Source organism: Streptomyces sp. NPDC047515 (assembly GCF_040643055.1).
In the GTDB taxonomy this organism is placed as follows: domain Bacteria; phylum Actinomycetota; class Actinomycetes; order Streptomycetales; family Streptomycetaceae; genus Streptomyces.
Window position 1 is genome coordinate 1 of sequence record NZ_JBEYTM010000015.1, and the last position, 18980, is coordinate 18980.

At 70.8% G+C, this 18980-nt stretch carries 18 protein-coding genes and 3 pseudogenes; 13 read left to right on the plus strand and 8 right to left on the minus strand.

Features of this window, described 5'->3' with window-relative positions; genetic code table 11:
- Positions 1–258: 258 nt before the first annotated feature.
- Both ABZ826_RS15135 and ABZ826_RS15140 read right to left on the minus strand, forming a co-directional pair.
- On the minus strand, positions 259–474 hold the full coding sequence (locus tag ABZ826_RS15135) for a DUF397 domain-containing protein (protein ID WP_361447218.1): 216 nt from the start codon (positions 472–474) through the stop codon (positions 259–261).
- On the minus strand, positions 471–1307 hold the full coding sequence (locus tag ABZ826_RS15140) for a helix-turn-helix transcriptional regulator (protein WP_361447220.1): 837 nt from the start codon (positions 1305–1307) through the stop codon (positions 471–473). The genes ABZ826_RS15135 and ABZ826_RS15140 overlap by 4 nt, the downstream gene beginning before the upstream one ends.
- A 279-nt stretch (positions 1308–1586) precedes the next feature.
- On the opposite strand from ABZ826_RS15140, the gene ABZ826_RS15145 reads away from it, so the two are divergent.
- The 7 genes and pseudogenes from ABZ826_RS15145 to ABZ826_RS15175 all read left to right on the plus strand — a co-directional run bounded on the left by ABZ826_RS15145 (position 1587) and on the right by ABZ826_RS15175 (position 8106).
- The gene (locus ABZ826_RS15145) at positions 1587–1802 is read left to right on the plus strand and encodes a hypothetical protein (protein WP_361447222.1); all 216 of its coding nucleotides are present in this window, start codon (positions 1587–1589) and stop codon (positions 1800–1802) included.
- Between the two features lie 484 nt (positions 1803–2286).
- Positions 2287–3051 (plus strand): SDR family oxidoreductase, encoded by a 765-nt coding sequence (locus ABZ826_RS15150; RefSeq protein ID WP_361447224.1) that lies wholly within the window; start codon positions 2287–2289, stop codon positions 3049–3051.
- Positions 3052–3274: 223 nt separating this feature from the next.
- Positions 3275–5173 (plus strand): LamG-like jellyroll fold domain-containing protein, encoded by a 1899-nt coding sequence (locus tag ABZ826_RS15155; RefSeq protein ID WP_361447226.1) that lies wholly within the window; start codon positions 3275–3277, stop codon positions 5171–5173.
- Positions 5174–5696: 523 nt separating this feature from the next.
- A complete protein-coding gene (locus ABZ826_RS15160; RefSeq protein WP_361447228.1) occupies positions 5697–6164 on the plus strand; it encodes a hypothetical protein in 468 nt (155 codons plus the stop codon).
- Positions 6165–6170: 6 nt separating this feature from the next.
- Positions 6171–6419: pseudogene (locus tag ABZ826_RS15165) on the plus strand (toxin); the annotation flags it as partial.
- 77 nt (positions 6420–6496) lie between these two features.
- The gene (locus tag ABZ826_RS15170; RefSeq protein ID WP_361447230.1) at positions 6497–7129 is read left to right on the plus strand and encodes a hypothetical protein; all 633 of its coding nucleotides are present in this window, start codon (positions 6497–6499) and stop codon (positions 7127–7129) included.
- A gap of 128 nt (positions 7130–7257) precedes the next feature.
- Complete coding sequence (locus ABZ826_RS15175; protein ID WP_361447232.1) at positions 7258–8106, plus strand: GNAT family N-acetyltransferase; 849 nt, start codon at positions 7258–7260, stop codon at positions 8104–8106.
- A 30-nt stretch (positions 8107–8136) separates the two neighbouring features.
- Here the strand turns inward: ABZ826_RS15175 and ABZ826_RS15180 are convergent, their stop codons facing one another.
- The 3 genes from ABZ826_RS15180 to ABZ826_RS15190 form a co-directional block, all read right to left on the minus strand.
- Positions 8137–9765, minus strand: a complete 1629-nt coding sequence (locus tag ABZ826_RS15180; RefSeq protein ID WP_361447472.1) for a SpoIIE family protein phosphatase — start codon at positions 9763–9765, stop codon at positions 8137–8139.
- Positions 9766–10079: 314 nt separating this feature from the next.
- Positions 10080–10352 carry a DUF1876 domain-containing protein gene (locus tag ABZ826_RS15185; protein WP_351071777.1) on the minus strand — a complete coding sequence of 91 codons (273 nt, stop codon included), beginning with the start codon at positions 10350–10352 and terminating at the stop codon, positions 10080–10082.
- A gap of 94 nt (positions 10353–10446) precedes the next feature.
- Positions 10447–11223 (minus strand): alpha/beta fold hydrolase, encoded by a 777-nt coding sequence (locus tag ABZ826_RS15190; RefSeq protein WP_361447234.1) that lies wholly within the window; start codon positions 11221–11223, stop codon positions 10447–10449.
- Positions 11224–11320: 97 nt separating this feature from the next.
- On the opposite strand from ABZ826_RS15190, the gene ABZ826_RS15195 reads away from it, so the two are divergent.
- From ABZ826_RS15195 to ABZ826_RS15205, 3 genes are all read left to right on the plus strand, one after another.
- Positions 11321–11806 carry a peroxiredoxin gene (locus ABZ826_RS15195; protein WP_361447236.1) on the plus strand — a complete coding sequence of 162 codons (486 nt, stop codon included), beginning with the start codon at positions 11321–11323 and terminating at the stop codon, positions 11804–11806.
- Between the two features lie 120 nt (positions 11807–11926).
- Positions 11927–12436: a hypothetical protein gene (locus ABZ826_RS15200; RefSeq protein ID WP_361447238.1), complete on the plus strand. Its 510-nt coding sequence runs from the start codon at positions 11927–11929 to the stop codon at positions 12434–12436.
- A 70-nt stretch (positions 12437–12506) separates the two neighbouring features.
- Complete coding sequence (locus ABZ826_RS15205) at positions 12507–13961, plus strand: SPFH domain-containing protein (protein ID WP_361447240.1); 1455 nt, start codon at positions 12507–12509, stop codon at positions 13959–13961.
- Positions 13962–14041: 80 nt separating this feature from the next.
- Here ABZ826_RS15205 and ABZ826_RS15210 read toward each other — a convergent pair whose 3' ends face one another.
- Positions 14042–14437 (minus strand): nitroreductase/quinone reductase family protein, encoded by a 396-nt coding sequence (locus ABZ826_RS15210; protein WP_361447242.1) that lies wholly within the window; start codon positions 14435–14437, stop codon positions 14042–14044.
- A 95-nt stretch (positions 14438–14532) separates the two neighbouring features.
- Entirely contained in the window at positions 14533–16086 is a 1554-nt protein-coding gene (locus tag ABZ826_RS15215; RefSeq protein WP_361447244.1) for an MFS transporter, read from the minus strand.
- Positions 16087–16182: 96 nt separating this feature from the next.
- Between ABZ826_RS15215 and ABZ826_RS15220 the strand changes: the two genes are divergently transcribed.
- The 3 genes and pseudogenes from ABZ826_RS15220 to ABZ826_RS15230 all read left to right on the plus strand — a co-directional run bounded on the left by ABZ826_RS15220 (position 16183) and on the right by ABZ826_RS15230 (position 18404).
- Entirely contained in the window at positions 16183–16911 is a 729-nt protein-coding gene (locus ABZ826_RS15220) for a TetR/AcrR family transcriptional regulator C-terminal domain-containing protein (protein ID WP_361447246.1), read from the plus strand.
- A gap of 18 nt (positions 16912–16929) precedes the next feature.
- Positions 16930–17253, plus strand: a pseudogene (locus ABZ826_RS15225) (DUF6204 family protein); the annotation flags it as partial.
- Positions 17254–17618: 365 nt separating this feature from the next.
- Positions 17619–18404: an amidase family protein gene (locus ABZ826_RS15230; protein WP_361447474.1), complete on the plus strand. Its 786-nt coding sequence runs from the start codon at positions 17619–17621 to the stop codon at positions 18402–18404.
- Between the two features lie 107 nt (positions 18405–18511).
- Here the strand turns inward: ABZ826_RS15230 and ABZ826_RS15235 are convergent.
- A pseudogene (locus ABZ826_RS15235) lies at positions 18512–18847 on the minus strand (5-formyltetrahydrofolate cyclo-ligase); the annotation flags it as partial.
- Positions 18848–18980: the final 133 nt, after the last annotated feature.

The following is an 18980-nucleotide window of genomic DNA, read 5'->3' on the forward strand; positions in this document are numbered from 1 at the left end:
GGGATAAGGAGCGGGGCCGGGTGCGTGCAGCTGCAAGGCGGAGGAGGGAGGCAACGCGGAGCGTTGTTGACCGACGACAACGCCGGAGGGGGTCCCCCCTGGCCCTTAAGGCCTTGGGGGAGTGCGTGCCCGGCCCCGCGACGCCGCCCTCCATTTGCCGGTCGGGCTTAGCCCCCGGCTGCGCGACGCCGCCAGCGAGAAGCCCCACCATGCCGTGCACGATGGGGACTTCGGGATCGCATGCGAGGGACGGAGCGGTCAGACGGCGCCGAACTCTCCGGCCTTGACGCCCGCCACGAAGGAGGCGAACGCGGCGGCGGGAACGTTCAGAACCGGGCCGCCAACATTCTTGGAGTCGCGGACGGGGACCACGCCGCGCGGCGCGACGAGGTTGGCGGCGACCTCCACGCAGTTGCCGCCGTTGTTGCTGTACGAAGACTTGAACCAGCGGGGGGACTCGGTCGTGGTCGTCACGGGGTGCCCTTTCGTGCCTCATTGATCATGGCCACCGATGCCGCCTGGGACAGCGATTCGGCCTGTAGCTGATGGTAGGCCGCCAACAGGGGAAGCACGGAGGTCGTATCGCGTTCCAGATGTCCCCGCATCTGGGATTCCGCGTATGCGATCACGGCCAGGTCCGACAGCGTCAGCAGGTTCATCGGGAGATCGAACGGACGGCGCTCGCCTACGTCGTACGGGGCGATCTGGAGCACGGTGTTCGGCAGCTCGGCGAACTCCAGCAGCCGGTCGAGCTGGGCGGCCATGACCTCGTCCCCGCCGACCCGCCTGCGAATACAGCTCTCGTCCATCACCACCAGCATCGTGGGTGGGCGCGGGCGCACCAGAGCCGCCTGCCGCTCCGCCAGGAACGAGACCCGCTCGGCTGCCTGTTCGGGGACGATCGCTCCTCGCCGCACGGCGCTGTCCGCCAGGACTCGGGCGTACTCCGGTGTCTGCAACAGCCCAGGGATGATGCCGATTTCGTACAGCCGGATCTCTACCGCGCGTCCCTCGTGCCCCACGTACTGCGGGAAGCCCTCCAGCAGTGAGCCGTGCCGGATCTCGCGATACTGGCGTTCGAACGTGTCTGCTGTTTCCCCGGTGCCGAAAACCTGGTCCGCATTGCGCGAGAACCGAAGAGTCGGCATCTTGCGACCAGTTTCGACGGCGGAGATGTGGGTGCCGGAGTAGCCCATCCGATCGGCTAACTCCTCCTGCTTCCACCCATGTTCCTCTCGCAAGCTGCGGATGCGTGCACCGAAGGCGGCCTCAGGACTGCTCTCGGGGTCCAAGTCCTTGCGATTCAACGGCTGTCACCGACTTTCCGTTCGTTCCCCACAAGTTGAAGCGCCTCAAACTCTAGGACACGCTGAGCCACCTGAGTAGTGGAATGACTACGGAGAGGAGTGGCCCGTGTCCGCAAAGACCGGTTCCCCGACCGGGCAGGAGCCTTGTCGCGGGTGTCAGAAACTCCGCCTGGCCGAAGCGCTCGCCAACGATCAGCACGACTACAGCAAGGCGACGGACTGCCGGGTGCTGCTCCGGCGCCACCGGAACACGGCGGCCTGTTCGGAGCGGGGGCCGGCATGAGCGAACAGGAACAGGAGTCGGAACAAGAGCCGGAGCGCACACCGGAGTTGCCCGAGTTCAACCCGCTGCGCTGGCCACCGTGCGAGTGCCCGCGGTGCCGCTCCCCCAAGAACGACAGTGACGCCGCCGGGGACTCCACGTTGATACGACAGCTCCGGACCAGGGTCACCGAGGAGAACGGGCTGCGCAGCTCCCTCCGGCGGACGCGGTGAGGACCCCGGCACGCTTCAGCTCGCGCTGGCGGTACTCGGTGCCGGACCGGGTGGTGTCCGTGGTTGTCGTGGCGCGTGCGGGAGGCGGGGGACAGGCGCGCTCGGGGGCCGTGACGAGGCCGACGACCACGGCCCGGCCCCGCGACCGGACGTAGGCGGGGACGGCCGGCGTCCCCTGCCACCGCAATGCGAGGCGATGGCAGAGGAACGCCGTTGGGGAGGAGCCGTCACCGGACGTCGGGCGATTCAACCCGGTCCACGCCGGCAGCGGCCCGTCAGCCGTCGACCCTAGGCACCCCGTCCGCCCCGTGGCACACACCACGCCAACGGCCCGCCCCGGCACCACTCCAACAGCAGGCGCCGGGGCGGGCACGGGCCCGGCCGTCGCCCGTCGGGGCCCTCGGCGCAAGGGCTCCCCCGCAGGCGCTCTCCGTACAATCCGCGTACGGCGTGGCAGGCATGACCCGAACGAGAGGTTCCTCCAGTGGCAGTCGACAGCACCACTCCGTCGTCGCGGCCCGTCACCGTCGTCACCGGTGGCAGTCGCGGCATCGGCGCGGCAACCTGCGTCCGTCTCGCGTCCGAGGGGCACGACCTCGCCCTGGGCTTCGTGAGCGACGCCGAGGCCGCCGAGCGGACCGCGGCGGCGGTGCGGGCCGCGGGGGCACGCTGTGTCGCGGTGCGGGTGGACACCTCCGTGGAGGCCGACGTGGAACGGCTCTTCGACACCGCCGCCGCGCAGCTCGGCCCCGTCACCGGGCTGGTCAACAACGCGGGAGTGACGGGACCTCTGGGGCGGCTCGTCGACACCTCCGCCCGGACGCTGCGTCACGTCCTCGACGTGAACGTCCTCGGCTATCTGCTGTGCTGCCGCCGGGCCGCGAAGGACATGGCGGCCACCGGGTCCGGAGCCATCGTCAATGTCTCCTCGGCCGCCGCCACCCTCGGCAGCCCCGGGGACTTCGTCCACTACGCCGCCACGAAGGGGGCGGCGGACACCCTGACGATCGGGCTGTCCAAGGAACTGGGGGCCGACGGCATCCGGGTCAACGCGGTCGCCCCGGGAATGATCGACACCGATATGCACGCCGCGGCGGGCGACCCCGGCCGCGCGTACGCGGCCGCGGCAGGCATCCCGCTCGGCCGCCCGGGGGCCGCCCCGGAGATCGCGGCCGCCATCGCGTGGCTGCTCTCCGCCGAGGCGTCCTATGTGACCGGAGCGGTGCTCCGGGTCGCGGGCGGACGGTGACGGGGGCGGGGCGCTTCGGACTCGGGCGGGCGGGCCGGGTCCGCGGACCGGCCCTGCGAGTCCGTCCCACCGACCAGGGCGCACGGCACCCCCGCCCGCCGTCCGGCGTTGTACAGTTCATGGAGTCTTCGCCCGGCTGTCGCCCTTACGGGCCGGTTTCTCCCCCGCCCCGCGGCTAGCTTGCAGACGAACCCCCTCGACGTTCGTCCCCGCGGAGACATCCATGTGCAGCCCCCTCCACCAGCCCGACGGACCGCTTCTGCCCGGCGCCAGCCGTCGTACGTTCCTGCGGGCCACCGCACTCACCGGTGCCGCCACCGCGGCCACGGGGCTCGTGTCCGCCACTCCCGCCGCGGCTCTTCCCCAGCAGAACGCCGGTGCCGTCACGGCCGGTTGGCGGCCGGACCCCCAGAGCCCCAGATTCACTCTCGTCGTCATGCCGGACACCCAGTACCTCTTCGACGGGGCGAGCATCGACAAGGCGCCGGTCGAGGCGTCGTTGCGTTACGTCCTCGAACACGGGCGCGACGAGAACATCGTCTTCCTGTCCCACCTGGGCGACCTCACCGAGAGCGGTCAGGCGGGCGAATTCGCGGCGATCGGAGAGGCGTTCGGACTGCTCGACCGGCGCCGGGTCGGCTACAGCGTCGTCGCGGGCAACCACGACATCAAGTCGTCCACCGACGACCAGCGCGGTCGCACCCCGTACCTGGACACGTTCGGCCCGCAGCGCATGCGGCGCCTGCCGACGTTCGGCGGCGCGACCCCGGACGGCTACAACACGTACCACCTGTTCCACGCCGCCGGTCGCGAGTGGCTGGTGCTGGCGCTCGACTGGCGGCCGTCGGCGGCCGGTCTCGCCTGGGCGAAGAACGTGATCGCCCAGCACCCGGACACGCCGGTCATCCTCACCACCCACGAGCTGGTGTACGCGAACGCGGACGGCGACGAGGCCGAATTCTCCGACCACGGAAAGCAGCTGTGGGACGAGCTGATAGTCGGGCACGACCAGATCTTCCTCACCCTCAACGGCCACTACTGGCCCGCCGGACGCACCACCCGCAAGAACACCGCGGGCAACGACGTCCACCTGCACATCACCAACTATCAGAACCGCTACTACGGCGGCAGCGCGATGATCCGCCTCTACCGCTTCGACCTGGCCAGGAACACCATCGACGTGGAGACGATCTCCCCGTGGGTCCTCGGCCGCGCGGGCGAGAAGCTCAACGAGCTGGAGCGCGGCGAGATCGAACTGACCGGTCCGCAGGACCGCTTCGCCGTCCCCATCGACTTCGAGAAGCGGTTCGCGGGCTTCGCGCCCGTGCCCGTGCGAGGCCCCCGTCCGGCGAAGCAGCTGCTGATACCGGGCACCGTCGCCTACTGGCGCTTCGACTCCCCCTCGCACCGGGACGGTTCGGCCGCCGACGCGAACCTGCGTGTCCCCGATCTCTCCGGGCACCGCAACGACCTGCTCCGCGAAGCTGTCCCCGGCAGTGCGCCCGACGCGCTGCGCTGGTCCACCGGCCACCACCCCGACCAGCCCGCCCACGGCAGCCTCTACTTCGACGGCTCGAAGCCCCCGCTGCGCGGCGCGTATCTGCGCACGGAGAACAACGCACCGCTCAACACCAACACGTTCAGGGCCGGTTACACCATCGAAGCCTTCCTCCGCCTCCCCGCCGACTGGGACGCAGGACGCAACGCCTGGGGCGCCGTACTCAGCCGCCGCGGCACGCTCGGGGCCGCGGGCAAGACCTCCGGCGACCCGGAGGAGCCCGTCGCCACCCTCTCCGTGTCGGACGGCCCCGGGCTCCAGTGGGCGGCGGCGCCCCTGAACCAGGCGGGGGCCGTCACCAACTGGAGCCATGAGCTGCCACGGGAACGGTGGTGGCATGTGGCGGTCGTCAACGACGCGAAGCACACGACGATGTACGTCGACGGCTGCGTCGTCGCCCGCAACCCCGCCACCCGCGCCACCGGTCTCGCCACCGCGGGCCTGCCCTGGTTGCTCGGCGCCTACGAGTACGGGGGCAGGCTCGACCAGCTGATGCACGGCTGGCTCGGCGACATCCGGATCGTCGAACGCGCTCTGCCCGCAAGGGACTTCATGATCGCCTGAGGCGGCACGGCCCCGGGGTCAGCCCGCCCGGTTGGTGCGGCGCTGCTTGGCGGCGGCGCGCGCCTCCGGCGTGGGCGGGTCCGAGCGGCGCGACTGCCCGGACCGGACGGGACGGCCGCGGCGGCCGGCGTCGTCCCGGCGATGCCGACGGCGTGGGACGGTGCGGGACGGCGCGGGACGGCGCGCGGCACACTCACTGACCCGCTGGTCAGTTGATGACGACCTGACCAGCGGTCATAATGTACGGGTAGCCCTTCACGCATCCCCCGTCGTGAAGGGCTACACCACTTTGCGAAGCATGCCCCTTTTACCCATGGCGACTTCACGGGCAGGGGACTCCCCTCGTGGTTCCCTGCCCGTGTTTTTTCGAGTTAACAGTGACGCAGAGTGTTTGCGCAAGCCCACTTCCGTACCGCCTCCCGCGCCGAGGACACCCCGTCAGGGTTCGTTACAGTACGAGCCCGTTGACCGAATCGGAGACCGTGCGGCGCCGGTCGGACGTGGCGGATACGTGGGGGACCGGATGGACAGCGGCAAGGAACGCGCGCCGGAGCTGCGGACGTTGCAGCAGAAGGTCGAGTACATGGTGGAGAAGGCGTTCCCCGGCCAGAAGGTCTCGGGACGGGTCTTCGCCGATCTGGTCAAGGAACGCGGCGGCTCCCTCTCGCACAGTTACTTCTCCAACATTCTCGCCGGAAAGGTCACTCAGCCCTCCGAGGACATCCTCAAGACACTCGGTCTGGGCTTCGGCGTGGACTGGCGGTTCTTCAAGGAGGAGTCCGAGGTCGTCGACGACGTCGTCGCCGGACTCCAGTTCCTCGCGAAGCGGCGGACGGGGGAGATCAGCGGACTGGCCGGGCGCGGCCTCGACCAGGACGGACTCCCGCCGGAGCTGCTGCAGTTCGCCCTCTCCCTGCTGGAGGACGCCAAGAGCCGGCGCAGCACCACCGGCGGCGACGGCGACGCTCCCCTCGGCGAGCAGGAGAAGTAGGTCCTCATGTCGCTGCGCCAACTGCGCAAGGAGTGCGAGGCCGGGCTGGCCGACCTGCCCATCCCCGCCCCCTTCTCCATCGACGCACTGGTGGCGAAGATGGAGGCCGCCCGCGGCCGCACCATCGTGCTGCACGAGATGCCCGACCGGCTGGCCCGCGTCAACGCCGCCTGCGGTCTGCGGCTGAAGACCGGCGGGACCAGCTTCGTGCTCTACCGGCGCCGCCCGACCGCGTACCAGGCCCAGCACGCCATCGACCAGGACGGCGAGGTGGCCTGGCTGGTCCGGGTGGCCACCGGGCCGGCCCGCACCCGGTCCCTGGAGGAGACAGCATGACGTCCACCGACACCACCGACACGACGGGTTCCACCGGTGCGACCGACGCCGCCGCGTCGCCGCGCACCGGCGCCGCGCGCACCGTCACCGATGTCTTCCAGCCCCGCAACCTCCTGCTGATCGGCATGCTCGGCATCGGCCTGGCCGCCGCCGGTCACTGGACCGGACTCCTCTGGGGCCTCCTCGGCGCCCTGTGCGCCGGGATCGTTCCCGCCGGGTACATCGAATGGGAGCGGGGGCGCGGCACCTGGGGCGACCGCCATGTCGTCGACCGCACCAAACGGGCCCCGATCTTCTTCGTCATCCTCGGCTCCATAGGCGTCGGTTCGCTGGTGATGGTCCTGGGCCACGCCCCCACCGGCATCCTCGTGGCGATGCTCGCCCTCTGGGCGATGACGGTGATCCTGCTGGCCGTCAACACCGTCTGGAAGATCTCGGTGGACGCCGCCGTCGCCTCGGCCGTCGTCGCCCTGTCCGCCGTGGTCCACTCGCCGTGGTGGCTGCTCGCGTACGCGATGACCGTCGCCGTGTGCTGGTCGCGTGTCGCGCTCGGGTACCACTCGGTGGCGCAGACGGTCGCCGGGGCGTCCCTGGGGGCCGCCACGGCGGGCACGTTCCTGTTCGTCTGAGGACCGTGACGGGCGTGCGCCCGTGCTCCGGCCGGACGACGGCGGTTCGACGACACCACCTGTCCACGGACCGGGTGATGGCGTGAAGAGCACCGTTGAACGGATCGCCCCCGGGGTACAGGTGCCCCGTGCCGAACTTCGAGATCACCACCGCAAGCGCCGACGACCTGACGATGCTGGCCGAATGGGCCCACGAGGAGAGCTGGAATCCCGGGCTGACCGACCGTCACGCCTTCTTCGCCGCCGACCCGCGCGGCTTCCTGGTCGGCCGGCTCGACGGCGCTCCGGTCTCCTGCGTATCCGTGGTCCGCTACGGCCGCGACTTCGGATTCCTGGGTTTCTACCTCACCCGCCCCGAACTGCGCGGCCGGGGCTACGGCATCCAGCTGTGGCGGGCCGGCATGGCCCGGCTGGACGGACGCAACGTCGGGCTGGACGGTGTCGTGGCCCAGCAGCCCAACTACCGCACATCCGGCTTCCGTTCCGTCTGGACGAACAGGCGCTACGAGGGCCGGCCGGCCGCCGAACCGGCCGCCCCGTCCGGCATCACCCTGGTCGACGCCCGCTCCGTCCCGTTCGACCGGCTGGCCGCCTACGACCGCCGCTTCTTCCCCGCGGACCGCGACAGCTTCCTCGCCCCGTGGATCGCCGGTCCCACGCGCACCTCGCTCGCCGCCGTCCGCGACGGCGAACTGCGAGGCCTCGCCGTGACGCGCCCCTGCCGTACGTCGTCCCGCATCGGCCCCGTGTACGCGGAATCGCCCGAGGTGGCGGGTGCCCTCATCGGCGCGCTCGCGGCCACCGACCCGGACACCCCGGTGGCGATCGACGTACCTGACGTCAATCCGGCGGCCGTGCGCCTCGCGGAACAGCTGGGGCTCACCCCCTCGTTCGAGACCGCCCGGATGTACACGGGCCCGTCACCGGACGTCGACCACACCGGCCTGTTCGGCATCACCAGCCTGGAGCTGGGCTGACCGGCCCCGGGTGCCGGGCGGCGTCCCGGGTCAGGAGGCGGTACGCGGCCGGGTGCGCGAGGCCAGGACGGCTATGTCGTCCTCCGCGCCCGGCCCGAACCGCCGAAGGACGTCGTCCAGCAGCTCGTCGAGGCTGCCGCCCGCGGGCAGCGTCAGCTCCCTGAGGCGGCCGACGGAGACGTCTATGTCCTCACCGCGCCGCTCCACCAGGCCGTCGGTGTACAGGAACAGCACCGTGCCCGGCCCGAACTCCACCGATGTCGTCTGATACCCGCCGAACCCGGTGCCGAGCGGCGGTCCCACCGGCATCTCGTCGCACACCCTGGTTCCCGCCGCTCCCGGATCGATGAGCACCGGCGGCAGATGGCCGGCGCTCGCCACCTCGCACGCCCCGCCGTCCCGGTCGACGACGGCCAGCAGACAGGTCGCCGCCCGGTCCAGTCCGGACCGTTCGACCATCCGGTCCAGCCGTTCCAGGATGTGGTGCGGCGGCAGCTCGTCGTCGGCGAACATCCGCAGCAGCGAGCGGTAGTGGCTCATGGCGACCGCCGCCTCCACCCCGTGGCCCATCACATCGCCCATCGCCTTCAGATGCCGTCCGTCCCGCAGCGGGATCACGTCGAACCAGTCGCCGCCGACCATCACGCTCCGGTCGGCCGGCAGATAGCGGGTGGCGATCTCGATGTACGGGTGCGGCGGGCGCGGCTCGGACAGCAGGGCGCGCTGCAGCTCCAGGGCGATGGTGTGCTCGTGGCCGAACCGGCGGGCATGGTCGAGATCGACGGCGGCGCGGCCGGCGAGCTCCCGGGCGACCACCACGTCCTCGTCCGTGAAGACCGGTGAGTCCCCCGCCCGGATCAGGCCGAGGATGCCGAGCGGACGGCTGCGTACGGTGAGGGGCACGATGACCGCCGAATGCATCCCTAGGGCGCGGTAGGCGGCGACCCGACCGGGAGCGGGGGCGGAACGCCTGAGCTGTTCGTCGGTGGTGTGGTTCTCCACGACCGGCTGGTTGGTCGCCAGACAGCGCTGTACGGCCGCGCCTTCCTGGTAGTCGATGTACTCACCGGTCAGCCCGAACCCCGGCAGCTGGGCGCGCAGCCCGGTCACCGCCGTCAGCGCCGCCCTGCGCAGCCGCAGCACACCGGCGGGCGCGGGGCGTACCGGAGCGGCGACATCGGGCGGGAACACCTCGACCGTGGCGAGGTCCGCCAGGCCCGGTACGGCGAGGTCGACGAGTTCCGAGCAGGTGGTGTCCATGTCGAGCGTGGTGCCGATCCGGGTGGCCGCCATGTCGAGCAGGGTCAGATGCCGCCGGGCCTGCGCCAGCTCCTGCCGTCCCCGGTCCGAGGACATGATCTCCAGCATGATCCCGGCCAGGCCCACGATCCGCCCGTCGACCTCCAGCCGGTGGTACACCCCGTGCCAGTACCGCCGGCCGGTGCCCGCCGCGGCGGTGAATCCGCTGGAGGTGATCTCACGGGGTTTCCCGTCGGCGAGCACGGCCCGCATCATGTCCTCGCCCGCGTCGACCCCCGGGAGGACCTCGGAGACGGTGCGTCCGAGGTGATCGGCGGCCGGGACTCCGTTGAGCCGTTCGAGGGCCGGGTTGACGTAGAGGTACCGCAGCCCCATGTCGAGGACGCCCACCCCGGCCATGGTGCCCTCGACCAGAGCCGCCAGGCTCGCCGGGTCGAACGGCGTGGCGCCGTGGGCGTACGCATCGGCCTGCACGTCAACCTCCTGGGGCGGGGGCACGGGCCTCCCGCAGCCCGGCCTTCCATCGTCGGCCGCCCGCCCCCGCCGCGCATCCGCAGCCGGGCCGCGCCGTCCCGTCGTCCGCCGGGTGGGCCCGGCCGCCCCTTCGCGCACACGCGGCGCCTTCCGCGAGGGAACGGCCCGCACATGGCCGCCGGGCCCCGGACGCGTGAACGTCCGGAGCCCCGGCGGCGGGGACTCCGGTTGGTCGCGGCTCAGGTGAGCGGGTGCGATGTCCGGCCGGACGCCTCGTCTATCTCGTCGTGCGCCTTCGTCAGCATCTTCATCGCCAGCTCATTGAGCGCTCTCGCTCCCGCGATCTCCTCACCGACCCTCGGCTGATCCTTGTCGGAGGGGTGACGGCTCGCATACCCATGGGCCCGCACCTCGTTCCCGTCCGGAAGCCGGACCAGGGCGGCCGCGCGGGTGCGATGGGTGTCCTCCTCGAATTCCAGATCCACATGCCACCCGACAGTTGTCTGCACCATGACGATCACCTCCCTACCAGGGTGCTCCCGTTCCCCCGCCCCTGCACCACGGCACCACCCCGGGAAACGAACGTGACCCCCGCGCCCCGAGCCGTCACGTGCTACCGGTGCCCGCCCGCCGGGCCGGGCGGTGTCCGGACGAGGCGTAGGCCCGTCGGCCGAGGCCGAGACCGAGGTCCAGCCGGTCCAGGTCGAGCGTTCCGTCCGTCGCCGGGGCGGCCGGTGGCAGGCTCAGTGCCGTCGTGACCGCGTCGGGGAGCGGGTTCTGGCCCAGCAGGCCGGTGACGACACAGGTCGTCAGCCGGTGCCAGGCACCGGCGCGCCGCAGCATCGCGTGGTCGCTGTCCCGGATCGCGACCAGACAGGCGTGGGCGCCGGCCCGGCGGGCGCGGGCGGTGAAGGACTGGGACTCCCGGGGATTCGTGACCCGGTCGCGGGTGCTGTGCAGCAGAACGACATCGCGACCGGCGAGCTGGGTGACCGGATCGTCGGCCGGGCACCACGGGGCGAGGCCCACCACGCCGCGCACCAGCGGATGACCGGCGGCGCGCAGGGCGGCGCGGGCGCCCATCGAGTGGCCGACCAGGACCACCGGGATCTCACCGGCCTCGCGGCGCAGCGCGTCGAGCGCGCGTACGGCGTCGTGGAACGGGTCCTCGCGGGAGCCGTTCCAGCCTCGGTGGGTGTAGCGGGCGGGGCGTACGAGAACGTCCGTCGCGCCGTCGCCCGTCGCCGCGGCGAGGGCCCGCGCGAACGGACGCATCCGCGCGGCGGGCAGGTTCAGCGGACCGGGCGGGGGCGGGCCCAGGCCCGTCTCGCGGCCGCCGTGCAGCAGGAACACGGCGGCGGACGGTGGTCGTCGGTCTGGCATGGGTACCTCCTGGTGCGGGGGCCGGTCCCGTAACGAGCATGCTGTACGGAACACCGCCCAAAAGACTTCCGCAGCACCGAACCTCGGAGGAACCGACATGGGATCGTCACCGCACATCGGCCGGACCGCACCTGACTTCACGCTGCCGGGCGGTGTGCTCGCCGCCGAGACGTTCGAGCGCCGCGACTACACCCTCTCCGCCGCACACGGGCGCGCCGTGGTCCTCGCGTTCTATCCGGGCGACAACACGGCCGTGTGCACCAAGCAGCTCTGCTCGTACTCCTCGGGCATGGAGACCTTCGACGAGCTCGACGCGGAGGTCTGGGGAATCAGTCCACAGGGTGTGGACAGTCATGAGTCGTTCGCCCGCGCCCGCGGACTGCGGATGCCGCTGCTCGCGGACGCCGGACGGGAGACCGCCCGCGCGTACGGCGTCGCGGCGCCCGGGATCGGGGTGCGCCGCGCGGTCTTCCTCATCGGGCCGGACGGCGTGCTGCGCTGGAAGCACGTGGCGCTCGTCGGAGCCACGTTCCAGTCCCTGGACACGTTGGCTGAACAACTGTCCGGCATCAAAACCACATAGAGATTGCCGTAACCCGGCAGTGTTCGTTGCCTGGCGCGTGTGGGAGCATGCAGCCAGTTCGATGGAAATGTTCGGGGGAGACATGCGCGGGGGATTCCGGAGATCGGGGAGGGTGTTCACGTGACGTTGTTTCTCGGTCTCGGAATCGCGGGAATCGTCCTGCTCGCCCTGTCGCTGATCTTCGACGGGATCCTCGAAGGCCTTTTCGGAGGCGTACTGGACGGCCTCTTCGACGGCCTCCTGTCCCTCCCCGTCATCGCCGGATTCCTCTCCATGCTCGGCTTCGGCGGCGCGATCGTGCTCGGCACCACCGGCGCCGGCACGGTCGTCGCGACCGCCGCCGGAATACTGGCCGGGATCGTCGCGGCCTGGCTGACCTGGAAGTTCAGCCGGGCCCTGATGAGGGACCAGACCAGCACCACTCCGCGCAGCGAGGATCTCGTCGGCACGTCCGGGTCGGTCGTCACGGCCATCCCGGCCGACGGCTACGGCGAGGTCCTGCTGCGGCTCGCGGGTCAGCCCGTGAAACTGGCGGCGAAGAGCCCGGTGCCGGTCGCACGCGGCACCGAGATCTGGGTGGAGGCGGCGCTGTCGACCACCTCGGTCGCGGTCCGCCCCGTCGAGCGCTGAGCACCGTCGGCCGATACACCGCCCGAAAACAAGCTGCCGTCCCCGCAGGGAGGCAGAGGGGGACACCCTTATGAGCCCAGTCGTGACCGCAGTCATCGGAGTCGTCGTACTCCTGGTGCTGCTCGCCCTCGTCGTCATCACCCGCTACAAGGTCGCCGGGCCCAGCGAGGCGTTCATCATCACCGGACGCCGCGGCAAGAAGTCGACCGACCCGGTGACCGGCCGCACCAGCATCGACAACAGCGGCCAGAAGGTCGTCGTCGGCGGCGGCGTCTTCGTCGTCCCGTTCGTCCAGCAGAAGTTCACCCTGGACCTGTCCAGCCGGCACATCCCGGTGGCCGTGCGCGGAGCCGTCACCCTGCGCGGTGTGAAGTCCAACCTGGAAGGCGTCGCGATCGTCAAGGTCGGCGGCAGCGAGGAAGCGATCCGGGCCGCCGCCCAGCGATTCCTCCAGCAGCAGGACGGCATCGTCGGCTTCACCCAGGAAGTGCTCTCCGGCGCGCTGCGCGCCATCGTCGGCCGGATGTCGGTCGAGGACATCATCCGCGACCGTGCCGCGTTCGCCGGCCAGGTCGCGGAGGAGGCCGAGGCCAGCCTCTCCGGCCAGGGCCTGATCCTGGACGCCTTCCAGATCCAGGACATCACCACCGAGGGCTCCTACCTCGAAGACCTCGGCCGCCCCGAGGCCGCCCGCGCCAAGCAGGAGGCGGACATCGCCGAGGCGATCGCCAGGCGCGCCTCCGAGCAGGCCCGGCTGAAGGCGGCCGAGGAGATCGCCGTCGCCGAGCGGACCTTCTACCTCAAGCAGGCCGAGATCAAGGCCGAGACGGAAGCCGCCGCGGCCAAGGCCAACGCGGCGGGCCCGCTCGCCGAGGCCGCCCGCCAGCAGGAAGTCCTTCAGGAACAGGAGAAGGTCGCCCAGCGGCAGGCCGCACTGACCGACCGCGAGCTCGACACCAAGGTCCGCAAGCCCGCCGACGCCGCCCGCTACCAGGCCGAGCAGGAGGCCGAGGCCCGCCGGATCGCCCAGGTCAAGGAGGCCGAGGCGGACGCCGAGCGCTCCCGGCTGACCGGTCAGGGTGAGAAGCTGCACCGTTCGGCGCTCGCCGACGCCGTACGCATCGAGGGCGAGGCGGAGGCCGCGGCCATCGCGGCCAAGGGTGCGGCCGAGGCCGAGGCCATGCAGAAGAAGGCGGACGCGTTCGACCGGTACGGCGACGCGGCCGTGCTCCAGATGCTGGTCGAGGTGCTGCCGCAGGTCGTCGCCAAGGCGTCCGAACCGCTGAGCGCCATCGACAAGATGACCGTGATCTCGACGGACGGCGCGAGCCAGCTGTCGCGTACGGTCACGGACAACGTCGCCCAGGGCATGGAACTCCTCAGCTCCGCCACGGGAGTCGACCTGGCCGCCCTGCTGAAGAACCTCAAGGGCGCCACCCGCACCGCGGCTTCGGCCGAGCTGCCCGACCGGGCCGCGGACGCGACCGCCGCGACCGCCAACGGGAAGATCGAGATCACCGACTGATCCGGACCGCACCCCCGCCCGTGCCCGGCCGGCACCGCACCGGCCGGGCACGCGCATGTCCGGACCGGTGGGGGCCGACGTCAGTCCGCCAGATCCACCCGCACCGTCAGCAGGTTCGTCCCCAGCGCCCGCACCGCGGCGCTGTTGTACCGCGGCAGCTTCTTGAGCCGGGCACGGGCGTCGTCCTCGGGCAGGAGGTGGGCGGTACCGGTGTGCCACCGCCCCTCGATCCTGACCCGGACCCGGGGGTCGGCCTGGATGTTGCGGATGTAGTGCGACTTCTCGCCGTACTCCGACACCAGCCAGAACTCCTGGCCCACGCGCCGGCCGCCGACCGGGGTGGGGCGCGCGCGGCCCGATGTGCGGCCCGTCGTCTCCAGCAGGGTCTGCGACCGCAACCGTCGGGTGAGCGGGTTGGCGACATGCCGCTGGAACGCCGTGACCGCCCGGAACTTCAGATCCCGAAAGTCCGCCATCGCGTATCCCTTCCGCCTGTCGTCGCCCATGGGCATCCCGGCCGGTCCCTGACGACTGTGACCGCGAGCTTACGACCCTGGCGCCGTATCCCCTCTTATTGGTAAGCCGGTTCGTCTTGCTGTGTCGGTTTGGCGGCGGGCGCGGTGGCGGCCTGGCTCGATGCCGAGCGGAGGAGGACGGCCACGAGCACAGCTGCGGTGGCTATGGCAGCGCCGCCGCAGCGCAGGGCCAGATGGAGCCCTTCGATGAAGGCGGTGTTCACGGCGTCATGGACGGGTACGGGCAGCACCTGGGTTCTGCCTGCTCCCGTGCCGACGACCGAGTCTGCGATGCCCTGGCGGGTTTCAGGGGGAACGCCGAGCCGATCGAGCGATCCGGTCAACGTGGCGGCCAGGCGGCTGGTGAGGACGGCTCCCAGGGCGGCGACGCCGACGACGCCGCCGATCTCGCGCAGCATATTGAGGGTCGCAGAGGCCATACCGGCCTGGGCGAGAGGTACGCGCTTCATGACTGTGACGGACACCGGTGTGAAGGTCATCCCCATGCCGATGCCCATGGCGAGCAACACCCACAGATACTCAAGGTAGCGGGCGTGCTGACCGTAGAGCGAGAGGCCGCCGAGAGCCGCCGCGCACAGGGTCAGGCCGGTCACCAGAGGAATCCGGGGGCCGCAGCGCGCGGTGAGTGTGCCGGACAGCGGCGCGGCGATGACGATCATCGCGGTCATGGGCAGCCCTGCCAGACCCGCGTTCGACGGTGTCCAGCCCATCAGGTCCTGCATGAGCAACGGCAAGAAGAACGACGCCCCGAACATGCCGAAGCTGATCATGAATCCGCTCACCGCGGCTCCGCTGAGCACCGGGTCCCGGAAAAAGTGCAGGTCGAGCATGGGGTCGGTGGTGTGGCGTTCGACCGCGACGAAGGCCAGCAGGGCTACTGTCGCCACCGCTGCGAGGGTCAGGACGCGGGTGTCGGTCCAGCCGCGGGCCGGTCCTTCGATGAGTGCGTAGACCAGGGCGCCGAAGCCGAGCACCGAGAGCAACTGGCCCGGAAGGTCCAGTCGCCTGGCCCGGCCTGCGAACTCCGGGAGCGCTCGGGCGGCGAGCAGCAGCCCTGCCGCTCCGATCGGGACGTTGATCCAGAACACGCTGGCCCATCCGAACGCGTCCACCATCGGCCCGCCCAGGACCGGGCCGATGGCCAGGCCCAGGGCGGAGACACCGGACCAGAGTCCGACAGCCCGGGCCCGCTCCTTTTCGTCGGTGAAGACGTGCCGCAGAATCGACAGGCTGCCCGGCGTGAGCAGTGCCGCGCCGAGTCCTTGCAGCATCCGTGCGGCGATCAGCAGGCCGATCGACCCGGACAGTGCTGCCGCCGCTGATCCTGCCGTGAACAGCGCCAGTCCGGTGAGGAAGATCCGTTTGCGGCCGTACCGGTCGCCGAGCGTGCCGCCGGTGAGCAGGAGGGCGGCGTAGACCAGGCTGTAGCCCTCGACCACCCACTGCAGTCCGCTGACACCGGCGTGCAGCTGTTGCCCGATGCGGGGCAGGGCGTTGTTGACGATGACGTTGTCGAGCATCGCCATGAACATCGTGGCGCACAAGGCGGCAAGCACGAGCCCCTTGCGCCGGGAGGTCAACTCCTCCATCACGCTCCCTAACGGTGTTAGTTGGCTGTCCGGGCCGCTAGACTCCCCCTAACAGCGTTAGATTGCAAGCTGGGTTTCTTTCTACGGAGGTGGCCGATGGCACGAGACAGCGCAGCTGAGGGCGCTCCACAGCCAGGACTGACCCGCCAGACGCTCGTTGCGGCGGCCCTGCGAGTGCTGGAACGTGAAGGCATCACCGGGCTGTCGATGCGCAAGGTCGCCGCCGAACTGGGAGTGAAGGCAGCCTCCCTGTACTGGCACGTCCGCAACAAGGAACAGCTACTGGACCTGCTCACCGACGAGCTCATGGCTGATGCCGAGCCGCCACCCAGGCAGGGCGACTGGCGGGAGCAACTCCGCGAGTACTCGCTGCGCTACCGGCGGCACCTGCTGGCGAAACGCGACTCCGCCAAGGTCGTCGCAGGGCGGCTCGCACTGGGCCCGAACCTGCTGCGTCTCATGGAGGAGCAATTGGACCGGCTACGGGAAGCCGGATTCTCCGACGCCGACGCCGCCCTGGCCAACTACCTTCTCGGTGCCTTCGTCCAGGGCTTCGTGCTCCAGGAACAGTCACCCATCTCCGCATCCGAGACCGAGGGCGCCAGCCGTTTTGAAGTCGCCCAGGCGGCGGCCGACCGACTGCGCGGACTGCCGGAAACGACCTTCCCGAACCTCGTCGCCCTGGCCGACGACCTCACCGCCCCGTCCATGGAGGACCGCTTCGCCTTCGGCCTCGAACGTCTCCTCGACGGACTGACAGCCCTGCTCACCGAGAACCACGCACATCCGACAGCCGAACCCGCCCCCCTCGAAGGGAAGCCCTGACCCAGCAGTGACCGCACCTACCGCGTCATTGTCCGCGGCACGTTTACCGACCTCGACGAGGCCCAGCGTGCCGCACTCATAGAGAGCGCCGCCGAACACGACCTCCTCAACGCCACGTCGACCGACGAGGGAACCCTTGTCCACGAGCTGCCGCCACGTACTTTCACCTACCGCTGCATGGTCCGGCAACCCGAAGCCGATGACGCCGTCGCGGTCCAACGGGCGTGCGACAGAGCAGCTGCCGCCCTGGCCAACCGCGAAATCCGCGAAATCCGCGACAGCACGCTGCGCGCCACCGCCACCAGCCTCGACGACATGAAAATCCGGCGCGCCCGACGCTGACCCACTTCTGTCTCAACCTCTCACCGTCACGGCTCGCCACCAGGTCAGGAATGCGATCTGGCAGGCGGCAATCACGACAGGACCCGGATGCGGGCAGTGCGCTCTGTGCGCCGAAGCGTCGTGCGAAGGCGATGCAGCACCATCTGCGTGCCACCGGGACAGAGGGCTCCGACCTCGTGAACAGACAATTGCCGGGCCGCGACCGCCCGTCCCGTTCGTGATCGGCGCGACCCGGGCCACAACGACGCGGGGGGTCAGCGGGATCCGTCGTTGTCGTCACCTTCACCGATGTTCCTGTCGGTGTCCGGCGCCCGCAGGGCCCCTCCCGTTTCCCGGTCTGGCCCCGGCACACGGTCCTCGGCGCGATCACGCGCACCGTCCGGGACGCCGCGCTCCACCTCGACCTCGCCGCCGGGCACCACCCCGCCGACCCGGGCTCGCTGCCCGCACCGGGACTCTCGTACCAGGCATGCGTCGACCGCGCCGTACCGCGGCTGCGCGTCGGCGTGCTCCGCACCCTCGGCGTGGCCGATCCCCGGCCGGAGATCCTGCAGGCCGTCGACCGCGCCGCGGACGTCCTGCGAGGCCACGGTCACCAAGTGACGGACGACGACAGCGCGTTGCCGGACCACGAGTGCTTCCCCGCATCGATCCAGCTTCGCCAGCAGGTCCTGGCCCACTATCGGCTCACGAGCCGACTCGATGCCTTCACCACCCGGAGGGACGACTTCGAACCATGGTTCGCCGACGTCCTGGCACGCGGCCGTGCCCTCACCACGGAAGACTTCGCCCGCTACTGGGAACACCGGGCGCGGCTCGCCCAGTGGGCCGCCGACCTCTTCACCCGTTACGACATGCTCCTCATGCCGACCGTGCCCACCACCGCCTGGCCCGCCGAAGGGCCGGACGTGGCGACCGCCGTGCGGGAACGGACCATCCCCATCACCTTCACCTCCGTCTTCAACGACACCGGAAATCCCGCGATCAGCCTCCCGGCCGGACTGGCACCCGACGGCCTCCCCCGGGCCGTACAACTCGTCGCGCCGCACCACCGAGAGGACCTTCTGCTCGGCGCCGCCACGCTCCTGGAAGCGCCCGGCGACCGGGCCCACCCGCCTGTTCCCTACAACGAACAATCCCCTGGTCGCTGACCTTGGGCTTGGAGAGAAGAGTGAATGACGGGAATCGAACCCGCTCCATGAGCTTGGGAACCACAAGGCTCGACCGCACTGGGATCGGCTGCTCCCCTCCATGGCCATCAAGCAATGTGCTGTGCCACCAGTGCCGGGATCGCGGCGACCTTCTCCGCCGTGAGGTCGGACCAGCGGACGCCGGCAGGCCGGTGTGGGTTCGGGCAGACGATGGTCTCGTCGGGCGTCACGATCAAGTCGACGCTTACGTCGTGCGGGGTGGTGGGGATCGGGGTGTCGGTCACCTGCACTGCGTGAACCGTGGTGACGCCGATGGTCTCTGAGGTCACCAGGCCGGCCTCGCTGAGGAGGGCGAACTCGATGTCGGAGTAGCCGGCGCCTTTGCCGATGCGGGCGCCGTCGCGGTTCACGGCGACGCCGCCCAAGGTGATCAGATCCAGGGGCGGAGCGCGTCGACCTCGACAGTGGGGGGCGACAGTGGCTGCGTTGTGGCTGACTGCGGCCCCGGCGGGCGGCGAACCAGGCAGGTGGATGCCGATCGGCGGGCGCGGGCCGGCCGAGGCCCTGCCGGTGCTG